Source organism: Alkalicoccobacillus porphyridii, from assembly GCF_007293315.1.
In the GTDB taxonomy this organism is placed as follows: domain Bacteria; phylum Bacillota; class Bacilli; order Bacillales; family Bacillaceae_D; genus Alkalicoccobacillus; species Alkalicoccobacillus porphyridii.
This window is the reverse complement of record NZ_VLXZ01000011.1, coordinates 83,952-109,323: the sequence shown is the minus strand read 5'-3', so window position 1 is coordinate 109,323 and position 25,372 is coordinate 83,952. Positions and strand designations below refer to the sequence as shown.

20 protein-coding genes are annotated in these 25,372 nt (G+C 42.2%); 11 read left to right on the top strand and 9 right to left on the bottom strand.

Going from position 1 to position 25,372, the window contains the following annotated elements:
- Positions 1-43 precede the first annotated feature (43 nt).
- Both FN960_RS16330 and FN960_RS16325 read left to right on the top strand, forming a co-directional pair.
- Positions 44-913: a GNAT family N-acetyltransferase gene (locus tag FN960_RS16330; RefSeq protein WP_143849921.1), complete on the top strand. Its 870-nt coding sequence runs from the start codon at positions 44-46 to the stop codon at positions 911-913.
- A 12-nt stretch (positions 914-925) separates the two neighbouring features.
- Positions 926-2,101, top strand: a complete 1,176-nt coding sequence (locus FN960_RS16325) for a DNA glycosylase AlkZ-like family protein (protein WP_143849920.1) — start codon at positions 926-928, stop codon at positions 2,099-2,101.
- Between the two features lie 273 nt (positions 2,102-2,374).
- Here the strand turns inward: FN960_RS16325 and FN960_RS16320 are convergent, their stop codons facing one another.
- Together FN960_RS16320 and FN960_RS16315 are read right to left on the bottom strand one after the other, a co-directional pair.
- Positions 2,375-4,135 carry an ABC transporter ATP-binding protein gene (locus tag FN960_RS16320; RefSeq protein ID WP_260682039.1) on the bottom strand — a complete coding sequence of 587 codons (1,761 nt, stop codon included), beginning with the start codon at positions 4,133-4,135 and terminating at the stop codon, positions 2,375-2,377.
- Positions 4,095-4,847 carry a MerR family transcriptional regulator gene (locus FN960_RS16315; protein ID WP_143849919.1) on the bottom strand — a complete coding sequence of 251 codons (753 nt, stop codon included), beginning with the start codon at positions 4,845-4,847 and terminating at the stop codon, positions 4,095-4,097. The genes FN960_RS16320 and FN960_RS16315 overlap by 41 nt, the downstream gene beginning before the upstream one ends.
- 162 nt (positions 4,848-5,009) lie before the next feature.
- Here FN960_RS16315 and FN960_RS16310 point away from each other — a divergent pair, with 162 nt between their 5' ends.
- Both FN960_RS16310 and FN960_RS16305 read left to right on the top strand, forming a co-directional pair.
- Complete coding sequence (locus tag FN960_RS16310; protein ID WP_143849918.1) at positions 5,010-6,056, top strand: ArsR/SmtB family transcription factor; 1,047 nt, start codon at positions 5,010-5,012, stop codon at positions 6,054-6,056.
- Positions 6,057-6,070: 14 nt separating this feature from the next.
- Complete coding sequence (locus FN960_RS16305) at positions 6,071-7,273, top strand: MFS transporter (RefSeq protein WP_143849917.1); 1,203 nt, start codon at positions 6,071-6,073, stop codon at positions 7,271-7,273.
- Positions 7,274-7,847: 574 nt separating this feature from the next.
- Here FN960_RS16305 and FN960_RS16300 read toward each other — a convergent pair.
- The 4 genes from FN960_RS16300 to FN960_RS16285 are packed head-to-tail and all read right to left on the bottom strand — an operon-like array spanning position 7,848 to position 11,759.
- Positions 7,848-8,606 carry a sugar phosphate isomerase/epimerase family protein gene (locus FN960_RS16300; RefSeq protein WP_221936813.1) on the bottom strand — a complete coding sequence of 253 codons (759 nt, stop codon included), beginning with the start codon at positions 8,604-8,606 and terminating at the stop codon, positions 7,848-7,850.
- A 22-nt stretch (positions 8,607-8,628) separates the two neighbouring features.
- Complete coding sequence (locus tag FN960_RS16295; RefSeq protein ID WP_143849915.1) at positions 8,629-9,654, bottom strand: Gfo/Idh/MocA family protein; 1,026 nt, start codon at positions 9,652-9,654, stop codon at positions 8,629-8,631.
- Positions 9,655-9,691: 37 nt separating this feature from the next.
- Positions 9,692-10,660, bottom strand: coding sequence for a sugar phosphate isomerase/epimerase family protein (locus FN960_RS16290; RefSeq protein ID WP_143849914.1), 969 nt, complete (start codon positions 10,658-10,660; stop codon positions 9,692-9,694).
- A gap of 19 nt (positions 10,661-10,679) precedes the next feature.
- Complete coding sequence (locus FN960_RS16285) at positions 10,680-11,759, bottom strand: Gfo/Idh/MocA family protein (RefSeq protein WP_143849913.1); 1,080 nt, start codon at positions 11,757-11,759, stop codon at positions 10,680-10,682.
- Between the two features lie 343 nt (positions 11,760-12,102).
- Between FN960_RS16285 and FN960_RS16280 the strand changes: the two genes are divergently transcribed.
- Positions 12,103-12,948 carry a GNAT family N-acetyltransferase gene (locus tag FN960_RS16280; RefSeq protein ID WP_143849912.1) on the top strand — a complete coding sequence of 282 codons (846 nt, stop codon included), beginning with the start codon at positions 12,103-12,105 and terminating at the stop codon, positions 12,946-12,948.
- Here the strand turns inward: FN960_RS16280 and FN960_RS16275 are convergent.
- Positions 12,945-13,460, bottom strand: coding sequence for a P-loop NTPase family protein (locus FN960_RS16275; protein WP_143849911.1), 516 nt, complete (start codon positions 13,458-13,460; stop codon positions 12,945-12,947). The two genes, FN960_RS16280 and FN960_RS16275, sit on opposite strands and share 4 nt — an antisense overlap.
- 32 nt (positions 13,461-13,492) lie before the next feature.
- Positions 13,493-14,338 carry an SDR family oxidoreductase gene (locus FN960_RS16270; protein ID WP_143849910.1) on the bottom strand — a complete coding sequence of 282 codons (846 nt, stop codon included), beginning with the start codon at positions 14,336-14,338 and terminating at the stop codon, positions 13,493-13,495.
- Between the two features lie 256 nt (positions 14,339-14,594).
- On the opposite strand from FN960_RS16270, the gene FN960_RS16265 reads away from it, so the two are divergent.
- The 5 genes from FN960_RS16265 (at position 14,595) to FN960_RS16245 (ending at position 20,516) form a co-directional block, all read left to right on the top strand.
- Entirely contained in the window at positions 14,595-15,854 is a 1,260-nt protein-coding gene (locus FN960_RS16265) for an extracellular solute-binding protein (RefSeq protein WP_143849909.1), read from the top strand.
- 22 nt (positions 15,855-15,876) lie between these two features.
- Entirely contained in the window at positions 15,877-16,758 is an 882-nt protein-coding gene (locus FN960_RS16260) for a carbohydrate ABC transporter permease (RefSeq protein WP_143849908.1), read from the top strand.
- A complete protein-coding gene (locus tag FN960_RS16255; protein ID WP_143849907.1) occupies positions 16,755-17,603 on the top strand; it encodes a carbohydrate ABC transporter permease in 849 nt (282 codons plus the stop codon). The genes FN960_RS16260 and FN960_RS16255 overlap by 4 nt, the downstream gene beginning before the upstream one ends.
- A gap of 508 nt (positions 17,604-18,111) precedes the next feature.
- Entirely contained in the window at positions 18,112-18,747 is a 636-nt protein-coding gene (locus tag FN960_RS16250; protein WP_143849906.1) for a YesL family protein, read from the top strand.
- Between the two features lie 23 nt (positions 18,748-18,770).
- Positions 18,771-20,516 carry a glycoside hydrolase family 2 protein gene (locus FN960_RS16245; protein ID WP_143849905.1) on the top strand — a complete coding sequence of 582 codons (1,746 nt, stop codon included), beginning with the start codon at positions 18,771-18,773 and terminating at the stop codon, positions 20,514-20,516.
- Positions 20,517-21,549: 1,033 nt separating this feature from the next.
- Here FN960_RS16245 and FN960_RS16240 read toward each other — a convergent pair.
- Complete coding sequence (locus tag FN960_RS16240) at positions 21,550-24,336, bottom strand: rhamnogalacturonan lyase family protein (RefSeq protein WP_185971074.1); 2,787 nt, start codon at positions 24,334-24,336, stop codon at positions 21,550-21,552.
- A 168-nt stretch (positions 24,337-24,504) separates the two neighbouring features.
- Here FN960_RS16240 and FN960_RS16235 point away from each other — a divergent pair, with 168 nt between their 5' ends.
- The gene (locus FN960_RS16235) at positions 24,505-25,314 is read left to right on the top strand and encodes a PRC-barrel domain-containing protein (RefSeq protein WP_143849904.1); all 810 of its coding nucleotides are present in this window, start codon (positions 24,505-24,507) and stop codon (positions 25,312-25,314) included.
- The last annotated feature ends 58 nt before the right edge of the window (positions 25,315-25,372 follow it).

The following is a 25,372-nucleotide window of genomic DNA, read 5'->3' as shown; positions in this document are numbered from 1 at the left end:
TATCATTCTATGATAAAATTAGTAAAAAAGGAGTGAGTTTACAATGATTAAACCTTTACATAATGCAGAAGATATTGCTTCCTTTATTCATGAGCTTAATGTAAACGCAGATCACCATATTGGTTATGTCGGTACAGATCTTGAAGAGATTACAGATACGCTCAAACATGATTTTTCTGATTTTTCTCTTAATCAATCTGTTATTGGAGCTTATGAAGGCGAGGAGCTTGTGGCCCTCATTGCTTTCGATGTAGATGAAGTGGAAGCAACTGTTGAAGTATGGGGACCATTTTTAAAAAATCCAGATAATGAGGAAGCGGCTTTAAAGCTTTGGCATACTTGGTGGAAGAACACACCATGTTCTATTTTAAGATATTATTTATTTCCAAATGTACATAACTACGCTGTTATTGAATTTGCTAACGCAATTGGTGCGCGTCCTAACGGGGAGCACTATGTTCTTTCAATTGAACGTTCATCGCATCAGCCATTAACCAAGCTTCATACAATAGTACCTTTTCATGAAAAAGACACTGATGCTATTGCGGCGTTGCACAATGAACATTTTCCCGACACCTATCTCTCGGTAGAAGATATGGTTTCATCTCTCGACTCTAATAACAAGCTTTTTCTATATAAAGAAAACGATGTCGTTAAAGGCTATGTATATGTGGAGGCAGATCCAAAATTTGAAGAGAGTGACATTCATTATATCGCTGTAAAACCAGAGTATCGTGGACAAGGCATTGGAACCCTTCTCCTTCATGAAGCAACAACATTTTTGTTTTCTTTTTCAGCCATACAAAATATCTCTTTATGTGTTTCAGCTGACTCAGAGGACGCTTTGTTTATGTACAAAAAAGCCCATTTTACATTGGATCACCAGTTAATTAGCTTAGTCGGTAAAACGTAAGGAGGTACAAGCATGAGTGAACCACTTCGCATCAGCAAACAAACAGCCAAGCGATTTCTGTTAAAGGCTCTTGGATTTTACCCACAATTAGAAGTAACCACGGAAACAATGTGGAGACAGCTTGAGGCTGTTCAATTAGATCCTGTAGCAACAATTGAGCGCAATCATCATCTTGTGTTAATGAATCGCGTACAGAGCTATCAAATACCGAGCTTCAGTCAATTGCTAGAAAAAGGTCAAGCCTTTGAATATTGGGCCAATGAAGCATGTATTATACCCATAGAGGACTACCCTCTATTTGAATTCGTCAGACGATACCGCCAGCAGGCCTTTAAAGCTGAGCTCGAGCAATACTCTTCAACGGTGAAGCTAATGAATGACCTCTTTCAAGAAAATGGCCCACTTAGCTCAAGGGATTTCACTTCTTCTGGAAAAGTCATTGGCGGCTGGGATTTGGATAAAGCGACAACCAAAGAAACCTCATATGTGCTCTCCTTATTACATCGAACAGGTGATATTCAAGTTGTCAGACGCGACGGCGCGACTCGATTTTTCCATTTAACTGAACAAGTGATACCAGAGCAGCTATTAGAACATGCATCAAAGATCACTCCATCAGAAGCAAGCCGACGACTTCTTGAAAAATACTATCGTGCCTACCGCTTGTTTTCAGCCACCGATGCTCGGTACGGCTGGCAAAAAATAAAAGCAGCAGACAGACGCAGACTTCATGGGGAGATGATGCATGAAGAGGTTATCGTTCCGGTTGAAATTGAAGGAGTCGCCCGACCATATGCTGTGCTAAAAGAAGACGCTAATCGTATCATGGCTGAAATCACAGCACCCGAAACAAACAGTGTTCGATTTCTACCTCCGCTCGATAATTTGTTGTGGAGCCGGGAACGCCTTGAGGATATATTCTCGTTTTATTATCGCTGGGAAATTTATATTCCCAAGGACAAAAGGCAGTTTGGTGCGTATGCCATGCCAATATTGGAGGGCGATCAGCTTATTGGACGTATGGATCCCCTGTTTGATCGGAAAAGTGGCACACTGATTGTGCAACGCTTGGAGCTCGATAGTGACTTTTCATTGACAAATAAAAGGAAAGAAAACATTCAGCATGGATTAACCGTGCTTGCTAAGCACATTGGTGCACATTCTGTTCAATTGGAGCATTCGATGTGAACGGGTATGGCTCTTGGTAAAACGACAACGTTCTTGGTAATGAGCCTGTTCATCTTGGTAAGTCGGTTTGGCTCTTTGTAAAAAGCCCGTTCCTCTTGGAAACGGGCTTGTTCTTCTTTGTAATAGGCTTCGACTCTTGGTAGTAAGGTCGAATTTCTTAGTAAAACGTAGGTTTCTCTTGGATAGGAGCTTTTCCTCTTGATAAAGAGCTGGTTCCTCTTGGTATTGAGCCCCTCCACCTTGGTAAAACTTCCACACCAACAATGCCTCATCCTAACTTGTGACTGGTTCGAATTGCTGCTCAACCATTTCCCGATACACGTCATGAGTCTGAATTAATTCCTCGTGTGTTCCAATACCGGTAGCTTGCCCCTTCTCTAGTACAATCAGACGATCGGCATGACGGACGGTGGATAAGCGGTGGGCAATCACTAGCGTTGTTCTGCCTTTCATTAATTCTTGCAAAGCTTCCTGCACAAGACTTTCAGATGTACTGTCTAGATGCGCGGTCGCTTCATCCAAAAGCAGGAGCTCTGGATCACGAATAATGGCTCTGGCAATGGCTAGTCTCTGACGTTGACCTCCAGAAACTTTTACCCCGCGTTCACCAACCTGAGTATCATATTGATCAGGAAGTCCTTCAATAAATTCCCTTAGATTCGCCTGATTCACTGCGAGGTCTATCTGTGAATCTGTTATACCATCTAGCCCATAGGTCAGATTATCTCGAATGGTGCCTGCCATCATTGGACTTTCCTGTGAAACATAAGCAATCTTGCTGCGCCATTCTCTTAACTGATACTCTGAAAGGTCGCTTCCTTCATAACGAATCGCCCCACTATTTTGTTTATAAAAACGTTCGATCAGTGAAAAAATCGTTGTCTTGCCTGCCCCACTTGGTCCAACAAAGGCTGTAACCTTGCCTTTATCCACTTCAAAAGATAAATCATTTAAAATACGCTTATCCTCGGAATAGCCAAAGCTTACTCGATCAAACACAAGACCTTCCTGCTTAGCTTTGAACTCAATAGGCTTTGTTAAGTCGGCTTCAATTCTTTCATCCATAATCTCTCGTATTCTCTCTGTAGCTCCCATGGCCTTTTGAGACTGCGTAAAAAATGTCGCCATCTGACTAAAGGGGACAATGATTTGAAACATATACAAAATAATGGCGACCAGGGATCCGGCACTAAGTGTACCCTCGGATACACGGAAACCACCATAACCAATTAAGAATACAAGCATGACAAGGTTAACCGTCATCATAAGCGGGGAAACCACTGCATTAATTTTTGCTTCTCTTAGACCGTACCTAAAAAGCTTGGTAATTCGTTGCATGCCTTGCTCTTCTTCTTTAGGTTCAGCAAGTGAAGACTTTACCAATCGGATATCTGATAAAACACGACCCAGATCTCCTTGAAATTGAGCTGTTTCGTCTTGTGTCGCTTTTGATACTTTGTACATCTTACGGCCAAGAGGCATAAGAATAGCAAAAGCCACTGGAATGATGACAAGCATCATTAACGTGATTCTCCAATCGATAATGAGTAGAAGAATAACGGAACCAATAATTGAGATTACCCCTGAGAAAAAGGGAATAATCTGCATAACAACAAATTCCTTTATCACATTCGTGTCGTTTGTAATGCGACTCATCGTCTCTCCAGAATTACGTTTATCAAAAAAAGGAATCGGCAGCTTAACAACATGCTTCCACAGGTCCTCTCTAAGTTTAGCAATCATATGCTGACCAACCCTGGTCATCATATATATGGAGAAACCAGACATGACAGCCTGAGCCAAAAACACTCCCACAAGTAAAGCAATTAACCCTGTAGATATAGTAGTTACTGATAAGATATCAACTAATTGCATGGTTAGAAGTGGCACAAGAAGCGAAAGAATCGTTTCTCCAAGTCCAAGAACAATGGCCCCGCCCATTAACCATAACGACGGTCTATACTTCATTAATAACTGCCAAAACTCGCCCCATTTAGGACGTTGATTTATCGTCTGCTCTTCTTCTTTCATCATTCTGCATCTCCTTTTGCATCTCGTATAAAAATTGTTCCAGCTTTGTGCTCATTTCATCCATAAGGAACGGCGGAGCATCCTTTATCTTGTCAGCATTTTGCTCTAGCTCTACTAGCATTTCCGGTGTGAATATAGACTCTACTATTTCAAAGAGGGTTGTGACTTTTTCTTTTGCATACTCGCTTGAAGGAGAGTGCGTATGAATAACGTTCGTCAGTTCCGTTATAAGCAGCCAATATTTTTTCTGTGTTTCTAACGCAAACAATACATCTACTAACTCCTTTGATAGAAAGGAAGATAACCACTGTCTACGCTCTTCACCCTGCTGAAACGTTTGAATAAAAGAAAGAATTAATTCTGGATCTGCTTCGCCTGTTTCACCAAGCATCTTTTCCACCGTTTCTAATGACTCAATGACCTTCTGCAAGCTTTTTTGCTTTTCAACAAGCATACGTTTTTGAAAGGAAATTGTTTCAGTTAAATTTATTTCAGGGTTTTCCAGAAAGTGAGCTATTTGATCTAAGGAAAAGTCTAGATATTTAAATGTAATGATTCTCTGATAAAGAAATAAGTCTTCCTGTCTATATAGTCGATGTCCTTGCTTATTAAATGTGGTAGGCACCAACAGTTTTTTCTTATGATAATATCTTAAGGTCCGCACCGTTGTGCCCGTTAATTTTGCGAACTCACCTACTGTGTACAGCTGATTCATGGTAGCTTCTCCTTTCCATATAGTTAGTATAGCCCCTAACGTAACGTCATGCACAAGACATATCTAAATTCAATATAAATAGAATTTATTATTCTAAAAATATAGAATAAAGAACCGTCTTTATGTATACTAAAACCAACAAAGTAAGAGAGGGGACGCAAAATGAAGATTCTAGATTATTCGAATCCCAACCGTGAAAGCTATACTATTTCCTTTCATTCTTCCCTATTATGGGAAAGTGCTCTCGGAATAGCCGCCATCACTCATGACAAGCTTAGAGAGACATTAACCGAGGAGGCGTTTTTTTCACCTGTTCACACTGGGGAAATCTCTACGAAGTTAGCAACAGAATTAAAAACCGTTCACGCACATAACACCTGGAAGGCTTTACTTCAATTGCTTCATCATCTTGAAGATCATTCACTACCTGGTTTTCAGCGATTTATAGAGACATTAGATGCTACGAAGCTACGTCATTACTGTTTGCCTTATCTTAATAAACAATGGGTAGCTTTGATGGAACAAGCAGCACAGGGGGACGCATCATCAATTGAAGCCTATGCTGATGCTTGTCAACACATTGCATTTTTCCCCGAATACGTCCGTTACATATGCCGGACTGACATTGTCGTGTTAAAAACGCATTTAATTGATGTGATGACCCACTGGTTCGATGAAATCTTATCGTCTAATCAAAACAAGTTAGAAAAAATGATCCACCGTGATTTAGATACAAAACGGGCAAAACTAAAAACGTTTAATCGAAGCGAGGCTTTTGTTGAGTTTGTCACGGATGGCATTGATTATCAGCCAGAACCATCTGTATCAAACGTACTTCTCATTCCACATTTCTCGTATCGACCTTGGACAATTGTTGCAGACTTACAGAATACAAAAGTGTTTTATTACCCAATTGCAAATTCCAGCATCCACCCAGGAGATCCATTAGTGCCAGATCGTATGCTTCCTCTAGCTTACAAAGCTCTTGGAGATGAAGCCCGTTTAAAAATGGTCAAGCTACTTTATCAAGGACCAAAAAGCTTGCAAGAGATAGCTGCAACTTTAAATATGCCAAAATCGACTCTTCATCATCATCTTACCCAGCTTCGTTCAGCCAGACTCGTCACAAGCCAGTCATCAACGTACAGCTTAAACAAACAAAAGCTACATGAACTAGGAGAAGCACTTACCGAGTATCTATCAAACTAACTGGAGGCGATTTCATGGAAGTAGCATTGCATAGAAATCAATCATTTTACTGGCTCATGGGAGGCAACCTCGCCTCCTTTGCTGGAGCTCAAATTTATTTAGTAGCTCTTCCACTTGTCGTGTTATCACTAACAGGCTCAGCGATTGCGATGGGTACAGTTGCCGCTATTGGACAAGCCACTGCTTGGCTCCAGCCCTTTGTTGGGCCTGTAGTTGATCGATATTCTAGAAAAACCCTGCTTCTTCTGTCCGATTTCATAAGAGCTTTTGTGCTGTTGTTAGTCAGTGCCCTTTATTTTGTGGACTCTCTCCTCATTTCCCACCTATTTATTGCAGCTTTATTAGTTGGTATCTGCACCCAGCTTTATAACACCGCTCAGTTTGCTCTCATACCGACTATTGTCAATAAAGAGGACCTCCCGCTTGCCAATACCATAGAATCCAGCTTGTTTCATACAACCATTCTTATCGGACCTACACTTGGCGGTCTGCTCATTGTCTTTGTGAATCCAGGCGCTGGGCTCTTCGCCAATAGCATTGGTTTTTTTCTTGCATTTATAACCGTTCTATTTATTCAAATGCCTAAGAAAAATTGGTTGGAACCCAATGAGAAAAGCCGAGGTTTTTTTCGCGAGGTTGGAGATGGTTTTAGCTTTATCTATCAGAAAAAAATCCTACTTCTAACCAATCTAGGCACAGCAATGATAAGCTTCGGCATTACAATGTCATTAACTCTCTTAGTCTTTCACCTTCAAGCAACTGTTGGACTAACCCCTTTAAAAATTGGTTGGCTTTTATCGATTGGAGGAGCCGCCGCCATCGCAGGTTCTTTTTTATCAGTAACGATAAGGAAAATCGCTAATCAGCGAACGATTCTATTCGTGGGATTCCTCGGAGGCGGACTGTCACTCATATGGCTCGGATTAGCAGAGTCCTATATTATGTTAATCCTTGCTAATGCGGTGGGAACCTTCTGTGCCTCCTCCTTTAATCCTGTACTTAAAACAATAAGACAAACCCTTACGCCGGACCATATGCTTGGCCGCGTGCAAGCAAGCAGTCGCTTTATCACAATGGCTCTGATCCCACTAGCTGCCATCATTGCCGGCTTTCTCGGAGATTACATAGGCACCCATTTTACAATTGCGGTCGGCGGGATTATTGCTTCACTTTCCGTACTTATATTTTCACACCCAGCGATGAGGGAATTGAGTTAGCGCTAATTTTGCAGTGAAGATGGAAATTTTTAAGAGGTACGATGTGCGTTATAAAGACGGGTGCTTGGTTTATCAAGAAGTTCGGCGGGTTTACCAAGACGCGCCGCACCATCGACCTGTGCTGCTGTGCTCACCAAGACGGTTTGTCGCTTTACCAAGAACCGCACCTAATTTAGCAAGAGGTTTGGCGCTCCTACCAAGCGCGAGTGGGCTTTACCAAGATCCATCTCCTCTTTAGCCAGACGTTTGGTGCTTTTACCAAGCCCGAACAGGCAATAGCAAGAACTATCTGCGTGTCACCAAGAAGATGAGTGGGTTTACCAAGAGCCGGAGGGCCTTTCCAAGACGGTTGCTTGGTTTACCAAAAAGTTCAGCGAGTTTACCAAGACGCGCCGCTCTCTCCTTCTGTACGGCGAGTGTACCAAGTCACACTTCCCCTCTTCGCGTGCGGCTGGGTCACCAAGACACGCCTCCCCTGCCCGTGTTTATTCACCCGGCTTCCCACTCTCCCTCAGCGATATACCACAGAAAAAACCCCGGATCACATGTGACATGTGGTCCGGGGTCCTAAAGGTTATCTTCCTAGGATGCGTTTTAAGTTACCGATACTAATTTCAACACTTTCTAAAGGTGGTCGTTGGCAAACGTCTTGTTCTACAATTAGACGCTTTGCTCCTGCTTCTTCTGCGGCAGATGTAATAGCTTTGATATCTAGTACACCTTCTCCAACCTCAGCGAAGGTCTTTTTTGGAGTTGTGACCATGTCTTTAATGTGAGCGAGTGGCAAGCGGCCTTTGTATTTATCCATGTAATCCACTGCTGATACTCCTGCAAATTCTGCCCAGAATGTATCAAGTTCTACTTGAACATATTCGGGGTTCGTATTTGAGAAAATGATGTCGAGTCCATATTCTCCGTCATATTTCTCAAATTCAAAATCATGGTTATGGTAGCAAAGCTGCATACCTGCTTCTTTTACCTTTTCGCCATAGTGATTCAGGGATTCTGCTAGTTTAAGATAATCTTCTTTAGAGGCTCTGCGCTCTGGGACCAGGTAAGGAATTACGATGGTTTCTACACCTAATTCCTTATGGTACGCAATGATTTCTTCTGCGTCTTTTTCAAGTAATTCAATACCAACGTGACTTGAGAAAGGCTTTAAGTCAATATCCTCTAGTATTCCTTTAAGCTCTGCTGCTTCCAGGCCGCCAAATCCTGCAAATTCAACCCCATCATAGCCAAGCTCTTTTACTTTTTTCAGTGTTCCAACAAAATCCTCTTTTGTTTCTTCACGCAGTGTAAACATTTGAAGTGCAATTGGTAATTGTGCCACGTACATTCATCCCTTCAACTCATCATTTTACTTTAACAAATGCTCTTGTCTCTGCTGACTCTAAGGCCGCAAGTACAACATTTAGTGATTTCATTCCTTCTTCACCTGTGATCGCAGGCTCTGTGCCTTCTTGGATGCTTGTTATAAACGCATCAATGACCCCGCTGGAGTGTTGACCGCCTTCTTCATTAGTAGCAATTGCCCCTACTTGATAACGTTCCACTGTACCATCTGTTAGGCGCACAACAACCTGTTCCTCAGAGCTATCTTTGATCTCAAGCACACCATGCTCACAATAAATGCTTGTGGTGTTATCTTCGCCTTTATAATAGGTCCAGCTAGCGGCCATTGTTCCAATCGCGCCGCTTTCCATTCGAAGCAAGCAGGTGGCGTTATCATCTACGTCCCCTTGTTTATCAAGCGTTTCGACAAACGCTGCTACTTCAGTGACTTCCTCGCTTAGTAACCAGCGAATTAAATCAATTTTGTGTACGCCAAGGTCTCCCATGGCACCTACAAATGCTTTTGAACGATCAAAGAACCAGCTCGTATCGCCTTGAACACTCCATGCATCAGGTCCACCATGGCCAAAGTTTGTTTTGAAAGTGAGCACCTTACCTAATTTACCAGATGCCAGCACTTCCTTTGCTTTAACATGAGGTGGCATGAGGCGTTGATTATGTCCAATCATTAATTGAACATTATTTTCTTTTGCTGCAGAAATCATTTCCTGTGCATCCTCGATTGAGGTCGCCATTGGTTTTTCGCAAAGAACATGAGCACCTGCTTTTGCTGCTGCGATTGATACTTTAGCGTGGTCTACGTTTTGCGTGCACACACTCACAACATCTACTTCTTCATTAGCGAGTAGTTCTTCATAGCTTGTATAAGCTTTTCCACCAAAGCGTTCTACATTTTTCTCTGCAAGCTCAATGGTAAAGTCACAGAAAGCTACAAGCTCTACGTCTTCTCTACTTGCATATTCAGGAATATGACGATATTTTGCGATACTGCCATTTCCAATTACTGCTACTCTTAGTTTTTTCATTCGTCACAAATCCTTTCGATATTCAACTCGTACCTATTTAAACCCACCACATATCAGGTAACGGCTCTTTAATGACAATCTGCTGCAGATTTGCAACAGCCTTGCTGAAACCTTCGTCAATTGACATTAATCCATCTTCATGTTCGATACTAACAGCGCCATCGTACCCTACATTACGCAGTGCACTGATAATGTCAGACCAAACCTTCATGTCATGACCGTATCCTACAGAACGGAAGATCCATGCACGATCTTGCATATTGGCATACGACTGCATATCAAGAAGTCCATGCATGTTAACATTTTCCTGATCAATGTACGTATCTTTAGCATGGAAGAAGTGGATGGCATTTCTCTTTCCAAGGATTTTGATAGCGGCAACGGGATCGATCCCTTGCCACCATAGATGACTTGGATCCACGTTTGCACCAATAACATCTCCAACCGCCTCGCGTAGCTTAAGTAGAGTTGCAGGCGTGTGCACTAAGAATCCTCCGTGAAGCTCAAGAGCAATCTTCACATTATGATCGGCTGCGAATTGACCCGCTTCCTTCCAATAAGGAATTAGCTTTTCTTCCCACTGCCATTTTAAAATTTCGCCATGCTCATTTGGCCACGGGGCAACCGGCCAGCTTGGCGCTTTTGCTCCCTCATAGGCACCTGGAGTTCCTGAGAACGTGGTAACAACCTCTACTCCCAGTTTCTCAGCTAAACGAACCGTATCTAAGAATTCTTGGTGACATTGATCAGCGAACTCTTTATCTGGTGTGATAGGATTTCCATGACAGCTTAAGCTACTGATAGTTAGCCCACGACTCTCTACTGCATCTTTGAAGGCTTTTAACTTGCTTTCATCTGCAAGCAGCTCTGACGGATTACAATGAGCGTTACCAGGGTATCCACCCGTCCCAATTTCAACTGTTTCAAGTCCTAAGCTTTTAATATGATCTAGCATTTCTTCAAGTGGCTTTTCCGCAAATAATACGGCAAAAACTCCTAGTTCCATAGTATCTCCTCCTAATGAATTAGTTTGTTTCAACTGGCGCTGGACGTTCACACTTGCTTTCCATAACATAATGCTGATTATTTGTTGAAGCCGTGTAGAAGCCATGCATCGCTTCAAGCACGTGATAACCCATGTCTCCTGAAGCTCTGGTTTTGCCATTTGTTACAATTGCTTTTGCCATATCCTTAATTCCCAAACCTCGGGCATTTTCAATATCACCATGAGTTAAAGCTAGCTCTGTCCATTCTTGCTCACCCGCTTTTTTTATGTAAACAGGTCCGCCAAATGTATTTGGATCAGGCACACGTAGTGTTCCTTCTGTCCCATAGATTTCAATCCATGGAAGCGTTGCCCCCCATACATCAAAGCTCATAATAATTGTTCCAACTGCCCCGTTTTCAAAATCAATGACACCCGTCACATGAGTTGGCGTGTTAACAGGAATAACTTCTCCGTTACGTTCTGGACTTGTTGCCACTCTTTCCTGTAAAGCAGATTGAGCCGATCCTGTTATACGACGGAATGGGCCAATTAAGTGAATTAATGCTGTTAAATAATAAGGTCCCATATCAAAAAGTGGTCCTGCTCCTTCTTGATAATAGAAATAAGGATTTGGATGCCAGCTTTCAGGTCCGTGTGACATCATAAAGGCTGTAGCAGCAACTGGTCTTCCAATTGAGCCATCGTCAATGATTTTGCGACACGTTTGCAGCCCTCCACCAAGGAAAGTATCCGGAGCAACACCTACTTGAAGACCTTTCTCTTTGGCAACCGTGAGGATTTGCTCCGCATCCTGCAAAGAGATAGCTAATGGTTTTTCAAGAAAGACATGTTTGCCTCCTTCTAGTGCTTTAAGAGACACCTCAGCATGAGCCGCAGGGATGGTTAAGTTTAGAACAATATCAATATCAGGATCTTGATACAACTCATCAGGAGTTAGGACTTTTTCAATTCCATACTCTTTTGCTTTCTCGCGTGCAGCCACTTCATTTAAATCACTACAAGCTGTTATCTCGATGTATTCGTCAGTAGCACAATTACGCAGGTAAATGTCACTAATTGTTCCACAACCTACGATCCCTACTCTAGCCTTTTTCATCTACATCACTCTCCTCCATTTTGATGAACTGCTAGCAAAAACAGATCACAAAAAGACTTATCATGTATACGCTATCATTCTACCTTTTTTTTAGAAGAATGTATAACATTTTTACCATTGGTTATTAAATTTCTTCTAATCTTTAGGTTTCCCCCCCTTCTAGCACTAATATCAGCTGGGGACAGCTGTATCCTGCGCTTGATGAATTGACATTTAATTCTCCACATGAATATTACTTAGCTTCAAAGCAACGCCTAATCCATTTTGCATCTTCCTTATTGCATCTTTTTGTTACCATTCGTATAGTTATAGAAATAGGTTTCTGAGCGAAGGGAGCTTTTGTATGAAGATAAAAAATCTAGCTAACATAGATCTAATGGAGTTAACGGAGTGTTTTAACGCTGCTTTCGCGGATTATAGCATTCCTATGCAGATGACACCTAGCCAGCTGCAGGACCGTTTTTATGCTGGGGGCATTTCCTACGATCTTTCATTCGGTGCCTTTGATTCGGATGATCGTTTGGTTGCGTTTGTTATGCACTGTACGGATCATCCTGAACAGCCAACTACTGTATTTAATGTTGGAACAGGTGTGATTCCTTCATACAGAGGGCAAAGGCTTGTTCCCCGTATCTATACATTCGCAGCACCCCATTTAAAGGAGACAGGTATAAAAACTAAAATGCTTGAGGTCATCCAAACAAACACAAAGGCCATTAAAGCTTATCAATCTGCGGGCTTTCGGATAGAAAAAGAGCTTACTTGCTTAAAAGGCAAAATTAAATCCGTCTCGAAAAAAGAAGCATCTATTATCTATGCTTCTGGGAGAGCTTATCAGACACTCAATAATTCTTTGTTTTGGAACTACCTGCCTGCATGGGAAAACTCCACTCCCTGTATTCTAAGAAATGTGGAGGCATATACCTTTTATTTTGTGCAAGATCCAGAAGATGTCTGTGGGTATGCTGTGGTACACTCCACAACTGGCGTGATCAAACAATTTGGTGTATTGCCTGAGAAAAGAGGAAAAGGATTTGGTCAGGCGCTCTTCCACTCAATTGGCCAGGACCACGATGAAGTAAAGATATTAAATATCGATCAACGTGATACCTCAACCCTCGCTTTTCTTGAGAAAAATGGGTTAACTCCATTTGTTACGCAATATGAGATGCACCACACCGTTTTTTAAAGGGTATTTAAAAAGGAGTTTATTTCTTTAGTACCGGATAAGACATACACTGAACGCTCCTGGTTCGCTTGTTTAAATGTATGTATCAACTCTTTGTGCTTTTTCTTTCTTGAACGATAGGTTTTTAAGATAAATAGTAGAAAGGCCATGTCTATCTTTTCATTACAGCCATGGGTTAGATCTGGTCTAGACTTTCCATGGTACATTACTCGGCGCTTAAATACACGATACAGACACAGCCATAAGGGTTGATGTACACTAATGATTGTGTCCGCTCTGTTAACTCTTATATAAAATGTAGAACTATAATTGCCTTCAATAATCCAATTGTCTGCTTGGACGATGCCCTCTTGTTTAGAGCGGAATGCTTCTTTGTCCTCTTCAACCCAACCCGGCTTCCAGTATAGTGTATCTAGATGATAGACGGGAATATCAAGCTGCTTAGATAAACTGCGAGCAAAGGTAGATTTGCCCGCACCTGCTGAAGATCCAATTACCATAATTCGTTTCATGAGAATTCACTCCTTTTCAACAGGGCATCTCATTAAGACTTCATGCCTGTTTGCTTTTGACTCCACTCCCACAGCTTATCAGCCAAGCCATCGTCAGCCGCCCTTTTTGAAATCGGTGCTCGGGCTGCTTTAATAAAATATTCACCGCTCACATGTTCAATCTCTTCATCTGTTGCTAGATATACGGCTGTCCTTGAGCCCTGTTCTGGCGTTTGAAAAAATGGCTTTAATAATCGATAGATGGCCTTTCCAAAACCAGTATCTCGGTTCACACCTAAATTCGTAGCAACCGCCCCTGGATGCAGAGCATTCACTGATACATTTGTGCCCTTAAGCTCTTTTGCTAATCTTCTAGTGTATAATATATTCGCTAGCTTAGACTGCCCATAGCCCTTCATGATACTGTATTTTTTAGTCATGTGAGGGTCGTTAAAGTTAATATCTCCCCATTTATGGGCGCCGGAGGATACGATGACGATACGCCCATCTAATGATTGCTTGAGCTTATCTAATAAAAGCTGAATCAGCAAAAAGTGCCCCAAGTGATTAACACCTAGCATGGCCTCAAATCCGTCCTTCGTTTCTTGACGCTTGGTCGTTACCACCCCTGCATTTGCAATCAAGACATCAAGCGCTTTGCCAGACTGAATAAACGATTCTGTGTAGGAACGTATATCATCTAGAGAGCCTAAATCACAAAGCTGTAATTCCACAGATCCATTGGTTAGCTGTATCTTAGCCGATTCAACCGCCTGCTCTCCGCGTTGTTTGTTTCTACAAAGCATGATTACATGGTAGCCCTTATTCGCCATCTCTACTGACGTCGCAAGCCCCATGCCAGAATTCGCTCCAGTCACTATGGCGACCTTCTGATTCATTCCATTTGCCTCCTGATAAATAAATTTATGATTCTATCGTACCTTAGCACTTTAAAAATAGACATGAAAAAGCACTTTTTCTTCAAGATGAATCGTAATGAAAATTGACTTACTTCCAATCAAATGGTAGATTCGTACGTATCAATTAATATATTTTGTCCTATACACCCATAGTCATCCGCACAATTTGTAGCTTATTTGTACTTTTTGATGAAAGCGCTTTCTAATCTATGTTTGGAAAGGGGTCTGATTCTAGTTGAGTGGAACAAGATTATCTTTTGTGCTTGTCTGTGCCCTCTTTTTGTTAACAGGATGTAATGAGACGGAGCAGACAACAAGTGACGGACGAATTAGTTTAGATTATTGGGTTTTGTTTGGTGGTGGTGATTTAGGCTACATGCAGGATATTGTTCAAGATTACAATAACTCTCAGGATGAAGTGTATGTAAACATTATTCTCCAAGACTTTGACGATTACTATACGAAGCTAGTTACAAGTGTAGCCGCTAATCGTGGTCCTGATATAGCCGTATCTCATGCTGCTATTGTGCCTGAGTTAGTGAATCAGGGGTTGACCACTCCACTTAATGATTTGGCAGAAGATGTAGGTCTTGATTTTGACAGTTTCTATGAAAACCTTCAAGAGGCCATGGAAATTGAAGGAGCTTACCATGCGGTGCCAATTGATTCCCACCCATTCATTATGTATATCAACTCGGATTTGGCAGATGAAGCTAATCTGTTAGATGAAGAAGGGTTGCCCATTATTGAGGAAACACCTGAAGGGTTTCGACAATTTTTCATGGACGCCATGGAGGTTCATCCTGACAAAACCAGCATTGCCATTCCCACAAATGGTCATGATGTGTATCGGTGGTGGTGGATGACGTACTTTCAAATGGGTGGCACGCCTATCTTTTCTGATGATCTGACGAATCCTGAGATTACGATTGATCAAGAGATTGCCGTAGAGGCAGCTGAATATGTACTCAGTTTTTATGGTGAGATTATCCCCATGCACATAAGTGACCCTTATGAAACATTTCAATCAGGAAATGCGTTTAGCCTATTTACTGGTGTTTGGGGAACAGGAATATGGGAAAGTGCTGATCTTCCTTTTGTAGCTGTACCTTTCCCGCAGTTATTTGAAGAAGAGGCTGCTCAAGGGGGTTCGCACACATTAATTATTCCGATTAAGGAAGAGACTACAGACGAAAGACAACGAGCAAAAATGGAGTTTATCGAATATGTCAGTGATAACGGCTTAGAATGGGCAGAAGCAGGTCATATTCCATCTAAACCAGAGATCGTTGAATCAAGTGAATTTCAAGAGATGCCTTACCGGTCTGATTATGCAAACATCGCCCCTTACATCGTCTATCCAGATCAAACCATTTATCAAAGTCCTGCTGAGACAGATATATCACGAAGCTTAGATGAAATTATGGCTGGTCGACTAACGCCTGAGCAAGGCATTGAAAGTATGATTAATGATTTAGAGGTAACGATTCGCTAATCAGATGAATGGAGGTGTTGTGATGAATAAACAGTCTTGGAAAAATGAGCTCCGTCCTTTACCTTTTATCCTACCGTTTTTTATTGCGTATCTCGCATTTACGATCTATCCGATATTTAAAGGCATGCAAATGAGTTTCTTTAATTGGACTCTCATCGAGCAGCAAGAATTTATCGGTCTTGAACATTATCGTAATGTGTTAGTAGACCCAAACTTCTGGGAAGCCTTTCGAAACACCACTCTATTTGTTGTCCTTTCTACACCAACGATGGTTATTCTTGCATTAGGCTTAGCGCTCCTTGCCAATTTAAATACTCGTTTTCGTACTCTCTTTCGAGGAGCCTTCTTCATCCCAAGCATCCTGTCCGTTTCCGTTATTTCGTATGTGGCGATTTTTATGCTGCAGCCCTATACGGGAGTCGTAAATAATTTGATCCAAGCTATAGGGTTGAACATCGAACCATTTTGGCTTGCTACTCCATCACTTGCCTGGGTTAGTATTATTGGTGTTACGCTTTGGTGGACGGTTGGGTTTAATATGATTCTTTACCTTACCTCATTGCAGAATATTCCTGATGACTTGTACGAGGCGGCAGAGGTTGATGGCGCAACTCGCTCGATGATGTTCTGGAAAATTACCATGCCTCAGCTTATGCCCATTACACGAGTCATACTACTACTACAGATCCTTGCTTCCTTTAAAGTATTTGGCCAAATCCTACTAATCACTGATGGTGGACCTGGAACATCCACTAGACCTATCATTCTCTATATCTATGAGATGGGCTTCCAGCGCTATGACCTTGGCTATGCGGCAGCCATGTCGTATCTCCTATTTGTTGTATTGCTGATTCTTTCGCTCATTCAATTACGTATGGGCGGTAAAGGAGGGCGAATGATTTGAGTCAAACAGATACACTTCTTGAAAAAAAACGGGATCCGCTACGTATACCAAAAGTCGCACTAGCTTTATTTGTTACACTGATTTTTCTTTTCCCGATAATTTGGATGTTTTTTGTATCGCTTAAGCCAGAAAGTCAGCCTGCCACCACGCCTTTAGAGTGGTTTTTGCCGCCATATACCTTCGTAAATTATGTAGATATTATTGGCGGTAGTGACATCTTTCTATGGGTATGGAATAGCTTTATTGTAGGCATTATTACAACTGCACTAACGTTAGTGTTAACTTCACTCGCTGCTTTTGCTCTATCAAAAATGCAATTCCGCTATCGTCGTGCTCTATTCGTCTTCTTTATCGCAGGCTTGATGGTGCCTGGTGAGGCGATGATTATCCCGCTCTATGAGATTATTGGAAATCTGAATTTACTAGATACGTATAGCGGCTTAATTCTACCAATGATTGCCGCTCCGCTTGGGGTCATTATTTTAAAGAGCTTTTTTGATGGTGTACCGAATGAGGTCATTGAAAGTGCTCAAATTGATGGTTGCAGTGACATTCGCCTTTTTTGGAACATTGTTCTTCCGTTAGCTAAACCCGCACTCGCCGCTATCGGGATCCTAACCTTTATTGGTTCATGGAATAATTTCCTATGGCCTTATCTTGCTATCATTTCCGAGTCTCTGTATACGCTACCCGTAGGGATTCCAATGTATAACTCGAATTATTCGGAGAGCTTTATCCTACCTATGACGGTAAATGCCTTAGCCTCTGTACCCGTCATTATTGCTTTTCTAATCTTTGAAAAGCAAATTGTTAAAGGAATTAGCTTCACCGGTATCAAAGGTTAATATAGGAGACTCAGAGGGAGGTATCCTTATGATTGTGTAATTACTCATTCCAACACCTATCTAAACAAGTGGACGAAAATGGTGGGCCGACACCTGGGGGGGGGGTAAAAAGGGGGCACTGAAAAGGTCATGTAAGAATGAGCTGAATGGCGCCGCTACAGGAGAACCCTTCGCTTTCCGCGGGAACGGCCTCAGCCCTTGAAGTGGAAAACCACCCCTTCAATGTCTTCAGACTCGTTCTGTTCCGCAGGAGTCTACGGGTTCTCCTTCCGCTCATGTTCCTAATCAGACAAATGAACGCATTATTTTTTAAGGAAATGAGGGCTTTTAAAAAAAGAAGTGTCAATTTCTTATAAAGCTTCTTTTTCAGAGGACTCGATGAAAAGGTTCATTGAGATAAAAGGGTATTGCCTGTTAGCTCAGGTACTCCCGCGGTAAATATGCCCCCCATTTTCGGGAGCGGCAGCCGAAGAAACAAAACATGAACATCCAGTAGGAGGTGATATGAATGACTGGGGTTCGAGAACGAATCCTTAATGCCTTAGAAAATGTAAGCGTTTTAGCATATCTAAACATCCTGTGGATTATCTTTACCCTTCTTGGTTTAATTGTTGGTGGGTTCTTCCCTGCGACTGTGGCTATGTATACTTTAATTCGAAGATGGCTTCAAACTGCTGAGCTCGAATCCCCATTTAAAGCATTTTGGCAGGAATATAAAAAGCATTTTTGGTCTGCTAATCTCTATGGATACATCTTCTTTTTAACTGGAACTGTTTTAGTTGTAGATCTTATGATTTTGGCGTCACTGGGCACCACATTTGGCTATATCGTTACAAGCATCTTAACCACATTCACCATTGTATTTCTATTAATGTCGGTGTTTTGCCTACCCGTCTTTGTTCATTTTAAAGGTAAACCGTTGCAGCTGGTAAGGAAATCGCTCCAACTAGCGATCCCTTGCCTGCCCTATGCTCTTCTATCACTTTTACTAACAGCTGTGCTCCTACTTATTTTATTCTTTGTGCCAGCAGCTGGTGTATTTTTCTCTGGTAGTATAGTAGCTTTACTGAATATGAAGCTTTTCTTATCGGCAATTCAACGACTTGAGCAAAAGCATGTCTCATCGGAAGTTTCATCTCTATAACCAAAACGAAGGAGTGTTTCATCATGACGATTTTGCGCACAGAATATCCTAGACCTGATTTCAAAAGGGAACAATGGACCAATTTAAACGGCGAATGGGAATTTGACTATGATGACAATGGGATCGGTAGTAAGGAAAAATGGTATCAAGACCATTCTTTTTCACAACGAATTCACGTTCCTTTTTCCTACCAAAGCGCTCTAAGTGGAATAGGTGATACTACCTTCCATGATTTGGTTTGGTATCGTCGCAAGCTTTCATTACAAAAAAATTCCGACTCTACTTATATCCTTCATTTCGGGGCAGTAGATTACGAATCAAGAGTGTGGGTAAACGGTGAGTTAGCGGGCTATCATGAAGGGGGGCATACACCTTTCTCTTATGATGTTACGAGTCTACTACATTCAGGAGAGAATCAAATAGTTGTGCAAGCATTTGACGCATCAACAGCTCTTGATCAGCCAAGAGGTAAGCAATACTGGAAGGAAGAGTCTGAGGGCATCTTCTATACTCGTACGACTGGCATTTGGCAAACCGTTTGGCTTGAAACACTCTCAAAGAGTTATCTAGCAAACGTATCCTTTACTCCTGACATTGATCAGAAGCAAATTAATATAGATTATTCTATTGCATCCGGTAATCCCGAACAAGTACTTGAGGTAACCATTTCCTTTAAAGGTCAAACCATTTCTAAAGACAGCATACAAGCGATTAATAATCACGGTTCACGTAGCTATAGCATCGACCATCATGCCCTGCAATTAGAAGATTGGCTCTGGAGCCCAGAGCATCCAAATCTATTTGATGTTACGTTCCAACTGTTGGAGGATAAAACCGTTTTAGATAAGGTTGAAAGTTATTTTGGCATGAGAAAGATTTCTGTTCACAATGGAGAGGTGCACCTGAACAATAAGCCATATTATATGAGACTTGTCCTTGATCAAGGATACTTCCCGGATGGTATACTCACTGCACCTTCAGAGGATGACCTCATTGGTGACATTAAATATACAAAGGAATTAGGATTTAACGGCGCACGTAAGCACCAGAAGGTTGAAGACCCTCTTTATTACTATTGGGCTGACCGTTTAGGTTTGCTTGTCTGGGGTGAGATGGCGAACAGTTATGTGTTCACTGATCGTGCCGTGGAACGTATCTCAAAAGAATGGCAGGAGGTCATTGCTCGAGATTATAATCATCCGTGTATTGTAGCTTGGGTGCCTATTAATGAGAGCTGGGGCATTCGCGATGTTGTTCAGAATGCAAAGCAACGCAGCCATAGTTTGACGATGTATCATTTAACAAAATCATTGGATCAAACCAGACTGGTAATGTCTAATGACGGATGGGAGCACACGACTTCCGATCTGTGTACCATTCATGACTACGAGGCCTCTAAGGGGGTATTAGAGAATCGCTATCAAGCGGTAGAAAATGCCTTAGCATTTTTACCTTCTGGCAAACCTATTTATGCACCAGGACACTCGTATCAAGATGAACCAATTCTAGTAACGGAATTTGGCGGTATTTCATTTAAGCAAAGTGACTGGGACGGCTGGGGCTATTCTCATGCAACAACAGAAAATGAGTTCCTGACTGGCTACAGGGCCGTTCTCGATGCCATGCACAACTCTCCACTTGTGAAAGGCTTCTGTTATACACAGCTAACAGATGTCGAGCAGGAGATTAATGGATTATTAACGTATGATCGCAAGCCAAAAGCAGAGCTGAAGAAAATCAAAGAAATTACACAAGTGGGGAAAGGCTGATTGAATAAAAGGTTGAAGGGTTCGGGTTCTACTGAAGCTTTCGCTTTTTCTAGGGATCCATTACTTAGATTAAACCAAACGGCAACCGCTCATTTTATACTGAGCGGTTGCCGTTTTGGTTTGTTAACCTTTTTTTGTGTATAGAGGATGGTTCATAATTAATTTCTTTGTCCGCTGCCCCCAAAATATGGGGCACTTACCATAGGCAAGGTAATGAGGACTATTTTTTAATTGGCCTCATTTTCTTCCCACAGGTGTCGGACCTCCTATTTTGTCCGCTTGTTTTAGATAGGCATTGGTGTGACTACCCTTGAGTTCACTTTCATTTTTGTTCTTAGTATTATGAGCTTCTTCTTGGTGAGCTGGCTATTCTTCTTGGTATCGCTCCTACGCTCTTGGTAAGGGGAGCTTCTTTCTTGGTGTCCTGGCTTTTCTTCTTGCTATCGCTCCTGGGCTCTTGGTAATGGGAGCTCCTTTCTTGGTGTTCTGGCTTTTCTTCTTGCTATCGCTCCTACTCTCTTGGTAATGGGAGCTTCTTTCTTGGTGATCTGTCTTTTCTTCTTGCTATCGCTCCTACTCTCTTGGTAATGGGAGCTTCTTTCTTGGTGATCTGTCTCTCCTTCTTGGTATCGCTCCTACCCTCTTGGTAACCGGAGCTCCTTTCTTGATCAACCACTTTTTCTTCTTGCTATCGCCCCTACGCTCTTAGTAACCGGAGCTCCTTTCTTGATAATCCGACTCTTCTTCTTGGGATCGCTCCTACGACCTTGGTAATGGGAGCTCCTTTCTTGGTCATCCGCCTCTTCTTCTTGGTATCACTCCTACGTTCTTAGTAATGGCACCTCCTTTCTTGGTGTCCTGGCTTTTCTTCTTGCTATCGCTCCTGCGCTCTTGGTATTGGGTGCTCCTTTCTTGGTGTTCTGGCTTTTCTTCTTGCTATCGCTCCTACCCTCTTGGTAATGGGAGCTCCTTTCTTGGTGTTCTGCCTCTTCTTCTTGCTAAGGCCTCCCCGCTCTTGTTAATCTCTCAGATCTTACTCCGCAAATTCCTTTATTACCTGATCCACTAACTGACTCAAATCTTGCCTGGCCTCGGGAGAACTGTATGAGTGGTTCTCCTCCTTGTTTAGCTCTTCTTTAAATACCTCCATTCGCTTAACAACCTGTTTGGCAGATCCCGCTTCTGCGTGTGCTGTGGCACGCTCAATCTCCCTAAAGAGAGTTTTACTCACTGGCTCCACAACTACTTCATCCTCTAGATATCTGGTCAAGTTAGCCTCTAGCTCTTCTAGCGGATCTTTAAGTTGTTCAACTGGAATGGGAACGTACGCCCAATCCATATCTGAAGCATAATAAAAGCTTGGATAAGAAGGCTGGTTATACGTTACGTTTTGCCATGCGATGCCTGTGCGGTATTGAATATCATGCATCAGGGTGTAGAGCTTGTGTTCTGTCACGTCTGTATTTATGTAGATGCGGATGGCTGAGCTATCTTCTGTTCTAACAAGTAGCTCTTCTCTAAAATCACCAAAGATATCGGCAACTAACGACGGCGTTCCCTTTGTATAATTATTTGTTCTTGTTCCCTCTGCCACAAGCATTCGACCGTTTTGCCAATCATCAATGGTTGGGGTTTGATCTATTGCTCCGTTGACAATTTGTGTCGTTAAATCTCCAGACCATTTAATATTAAAATTTGTTCCTGGCATGGAATCGCTAAGCTTTTCTCCATCTGCCGTCCACAAACCTACAGCCCAGGTCTCGAGTCCTCGCTGCTCAGGGTTGACATCGCCCACCATGCCTCGCCCGGTATCTCTGCCTGTATATCCACCATAAATGACTTCCCCTGTTTCAGCATCACGTAGGGCGTAACCATATGGAGCCCACTGACCGCCTTCAAAAACCATAAAGCTCTCTAATCCTGGACGATCAGGATTTACATCTGCTACATGTAGGGCATCTCCATGCCCAAGCCGTGCCCACGCTCCAGGATCTGCACTTTCAGGAGGCATTACATCAAAGGAGCTATATAAGAGGGAGCCGTCGTGATCAATGGTCGCTCCTCCGTAGATGATTTCATGCTTACCATCTCCGTCCACATCAGCCACACTTAACGAATGGGCACCTTGAGTCGTGATGGTTCCAAACTCTTCATCGGTTCCATCCACACCGTGAGGACCATCGTTAAATGGGTTTGACATCGGTGTCCACCCACTGTCTACATACCAGTGTTCATTCAATGACTCTCCGTCCCAATCATAGGAAACAAGAGTTGTTCTTGTGTAATATCCCCTCGCAAAAACGGCATATGGATTCTCTCCATCAAGATAAGCAACCCCACCTAGAAAACGGTCGACCCGGTTTCCTGGTTCAATTCGAGACATTGCATAATCTCCCCACATTAACCCATCATCCGTTCTACCGGGCTTATAGTGGATCGTTTCTAACTCTTGACCCGTTTCTCCTTCAAAAACAGTCAAATATTCAGGACCTTCCACAATAAATCCTTCAAAATCCGTTAAATCATTTCGGTCACTACGTGATGGTGCATACTCATTAATAAAGTAATCTGTTAACGCTTCAGCGTCCTCTTGTGAAAGAGGATACTCATATTCAGGATCAATACCAAAGCTCTCCTCTAATGTCTCCGGCCAGTTACCTGCAACCACTTCCTCATGTTCATGCCAGCCTTTGAACATCTCGACTACATGCTGATAGTAATCATCTGCGCTCATTCGATAGTCGTCCTGATGACTGTAGCCTCTCTCAATGTCTTCTTGAGGCATGGTTATATACTCTTCAGACTCAACCTCACCATTCTCATCAAACGTCATGATTTTTGTTCCTGGCGCTGTCTTGAACATCATTTCTGCCTTACCGTCACCATCGAAATCGTAGACAAGAAACTGAGTATAATGTGCACCAGAACGAATATTGACTCCTAAATCAATTCGATACAAAAGCTCTCCTTCAAAGGTATACGTATCAATATATGTGTTGCCAGTATAGCCTTTTTGCGAGACGTCTTTTGAATTAGACGGTTCCCATTTCACAACAAATTCATATTGGCCATCACCATTTACATCGCCAACGCTCATGTCATTTGCATGATAGGTGTAGGTTTCGCCAGCTGGTGTCACCCCATCCTCTGGCTTTTGTAATGGTAAGTCATAGTAGCCATCCTCCCATGGCGTAACTGCCGTACTGGTTTCTAGCTCCTCTTTCCCAAGTACTGCTTGGACTTGATACTCTGAATCCGCTCTCCCTTCCTTATCGAGATAATTGGTGCTGTCAGTGACCTTGTTCAGCTTTGTTCCGTCACGGTACACAACAAAATCGACACCCGTTAAACCCGTTTCAGAATATCCATTTACTTCGTCCTTCATCAGCCTCCAGCTTAAGAAAACCCCCTCATCCGTGGATACCGCTACTAGACCACGATCTAAGTCCTCTAATTGTGGTTGAAAGTCTTTCTTTATTTCCGATCGTACAGTATTTGAATGATCCTTCTCCTTGCCATTAGCGACTGGAGCCACCTTAAAATAATGTGGCACATGTGTTGAACGTTTAAAGGTGAAGCTAGTTGTATTCACTGTTTCCAGCAGCTTAAACTCCATGGTCTCTGTATTTTTATCAGCCCAGTACACATGATAGGCCTCTGCTGCATCTACTTCCTCCCATGACAATGACACACTGGATTCTGTTACCTCAGAAATCTTCAATTCTAAGGACTCTTCTGCTTCCGACTGTGTGGGAAAGTTCACAAGAAATAACGATAGAACGGCAACAATACAACTTACACGGATCCAGGTATTTTTCATAAAAACCTCCTAATACAGTATATTAAAGCGCTTACATTATTTTATCATACCTTTTCCTTGTAATTGGATGTTGATTATTTTCCCAACATCAAGTGAGTGTTTCAATCTTTTAAAAACCGGTTATATACATTACAACAAAACGTCTAAAGACGAGAGGGAGATTTCGAAATGCTTATACAAGCAAAGACACTAGAAAGCTATTCCATGAATGCAACAGATGGCGAGCTCGGTTCCATTGCAGATCTCTACTTTGAATCAAATACATTTACCCTACGTTATTTTGTAGGTGATACGAGAACCTGGTTCTTTGGAGGAAAAGTGTTGTTAAGCCCTGAATCCGTTACCTCTATTGACCCAGATAAAGAATTCATTAATATTAACGCCACAAAAGACCAAATTAAAGATAGCCCTAAACCATCTGAGCATGAACCTGTCACGAGACAATATGAAGCTCAGCTTAGAGATCATTATGGCTGGTCTCATTATTGGGGGGCTCCTATTGGCGGGGCTGGAGCAGGTCTTGGTTCACCCGGTGCTTATCCAGGTCCACCAGGAATGATGATACCACCGGCACTATTAAAAAATGATGCTGAAAAAGATGGACGACAAACAAATTCTCTTGACCAGGAAATGGACCAAAACCAGCTTCAAAGTATTGATGACTTACGCGGTTATTCCATTCATGTTCAAAATGGTGAGGTAGGTAAGGCGCTAGATTTTATTCTTAATGATGAGAATTGGACGATCAATTATATTATTGTTGATGTAGGTGGATTATTCTCAAGAGAACCAGTACCTCTTGCCGCAGAATGGATAACAGACATTTCTACTTTTGATAAGACCATCACTATTAATGTCGAAAGTAATTTAGTCGAATCTGCTCCAAATTTTGAAATGTATCAAGATTTCACAAGAGATGATGAAACGGAGCTATACGCTCATTATGGTCAAAAAGGTTATTGGGAAGACCGGTCATAAATGAAAAAGCCGCAGGGGATTATATTCTCCTGCGGCTTCTTTCTTCATTCTATGCAAT

What these genes read in the sequence shown, in the direction of transcription:
- FN960_RS16240 (WP_185971074.1), bottom strand. Translation starts at nt 24,336, where the DNA reads ATGAAAAATACCTGGATCCGTGTAAGTTGTATTGTTGCCGTTCTATCG.
- FN960_RS16285 (WP_143849913.1), bottom strand. Translation starts at nt 11,759, where the DNA reads ATGAAAAAGGCTAGAGTAGGGATCGTAGGTTGTGGAACAATTAGTGAC.
- FN960_RS16245 (WP_143849905.1), top strand. Translation starts at nt 18,771, where the DNA reads ATGACGATTTTGCGCACAGAATATCCTAGACCTGATTTCAAAAGGGAA.
- FN960_RS16305 (WP_143849917.1), top strand. Translation starts at nt 6,071, where the DNA reads ATGGAAGTAGCATTGCATAGAAATCAATCATTTTACTGGCTCATGGGA.
- FN960_RS16250 (WP_143849906.1), top strand. Translation starts at nt 18,112, where the DNA reads ATGACTGGGGTTCGAGAACGAATCCTTAATGCCTTAGAAAATGTAAGC.
- FN960_RS16275 (WP_143849911.1), bottom strand. Translation starts at nt 13,460, where the DNA reads ATGAAACGAATTATGGTAATTGGATCTTCAGCAGGTGCGGGCAAATCT.
- FN960_RS16295 (WP_143849915.1), bottom strand. Translation starts at nt 9,654, where the DNA reads ATGAAAAAACTAAGAGTAGCAGTAATTGGAAATGGCAGTATCGCAAAA.
- FN960_RS16315 (WP_143849919.1), bottom strand. Translation starts at nt 4,847, where the DNA reads ATGAATCAGCTGTACACAGTAGGTGAGTTCGCAAAATTAACGGGCACA.
- FN960_RS16290 (WP_143849914.1), bottom strand. Translation starts at nt 10,660, where the DNA reads ATGGAACTAGGAGTTTTTGCCGTATTATTTGCGGAAAAGCCACTTGAA.
- FN960_RS16280 (WP_143849912.1), top strand. Translation starts at nt 12,103, where the DNA reads ATGAAGATAAAAAATCTAGCTAACATAGATCTAATGGAGTTAACGGAG.
- FN960_RS16260 (WP_143849908.1), top strand. Translation starts at nt 15,877, where the DNA reads ATGAATAAACAGTCTTGGAAAAATGAGCTCCGTCCTTTACCTTTTATC.
- FN960_RS16310 (WP_143849918.1), top strand. Translation starts at nt 5,010, where the DNA reads ATGAAGATTCTAGATTATTCGAATCCCAACCGTGAAAGCTATACTATT.
- FN960_RS16320 (WP_260682039.1), bottom strand. Translation starts at nt 4,135, where the DNA reads ATGATGAAAGAAGAAGAGCAGACGATAAATCAACGTCCTAAATGGGGC.
- FN960_RS16325 (WP_143849920.1), top strand. Translation starts at nt 926, where the DNA reads ATGAGTGAACCACTTCGCATCAGCAAACAAACAGCCAAGCGATTTCTG.
- FN960_RS16330 (WP_143849921.1), top strand. Translation starts at nt 44, where the DNA reads ATGATTAAACCTTTACATAATGCAGAAGATATTGCTTCCTTTATTCAT.
- FN960_RS16270 (WP_143849910.1), bottom strand. Translation starts at nt 14,338, where the DNA reads ATGAATCAGAAGGTCGCCATAGTGACTGGAGCGAATTCTGGCATGGGG.
- FN960_RS16235 (WP_143849904.1), top strand. Translation starts at nt 24,505, where the DNA reads ATGCTTATACAAGCAAAGACACTAGAAAGCTATTCCATGAATGCAACA.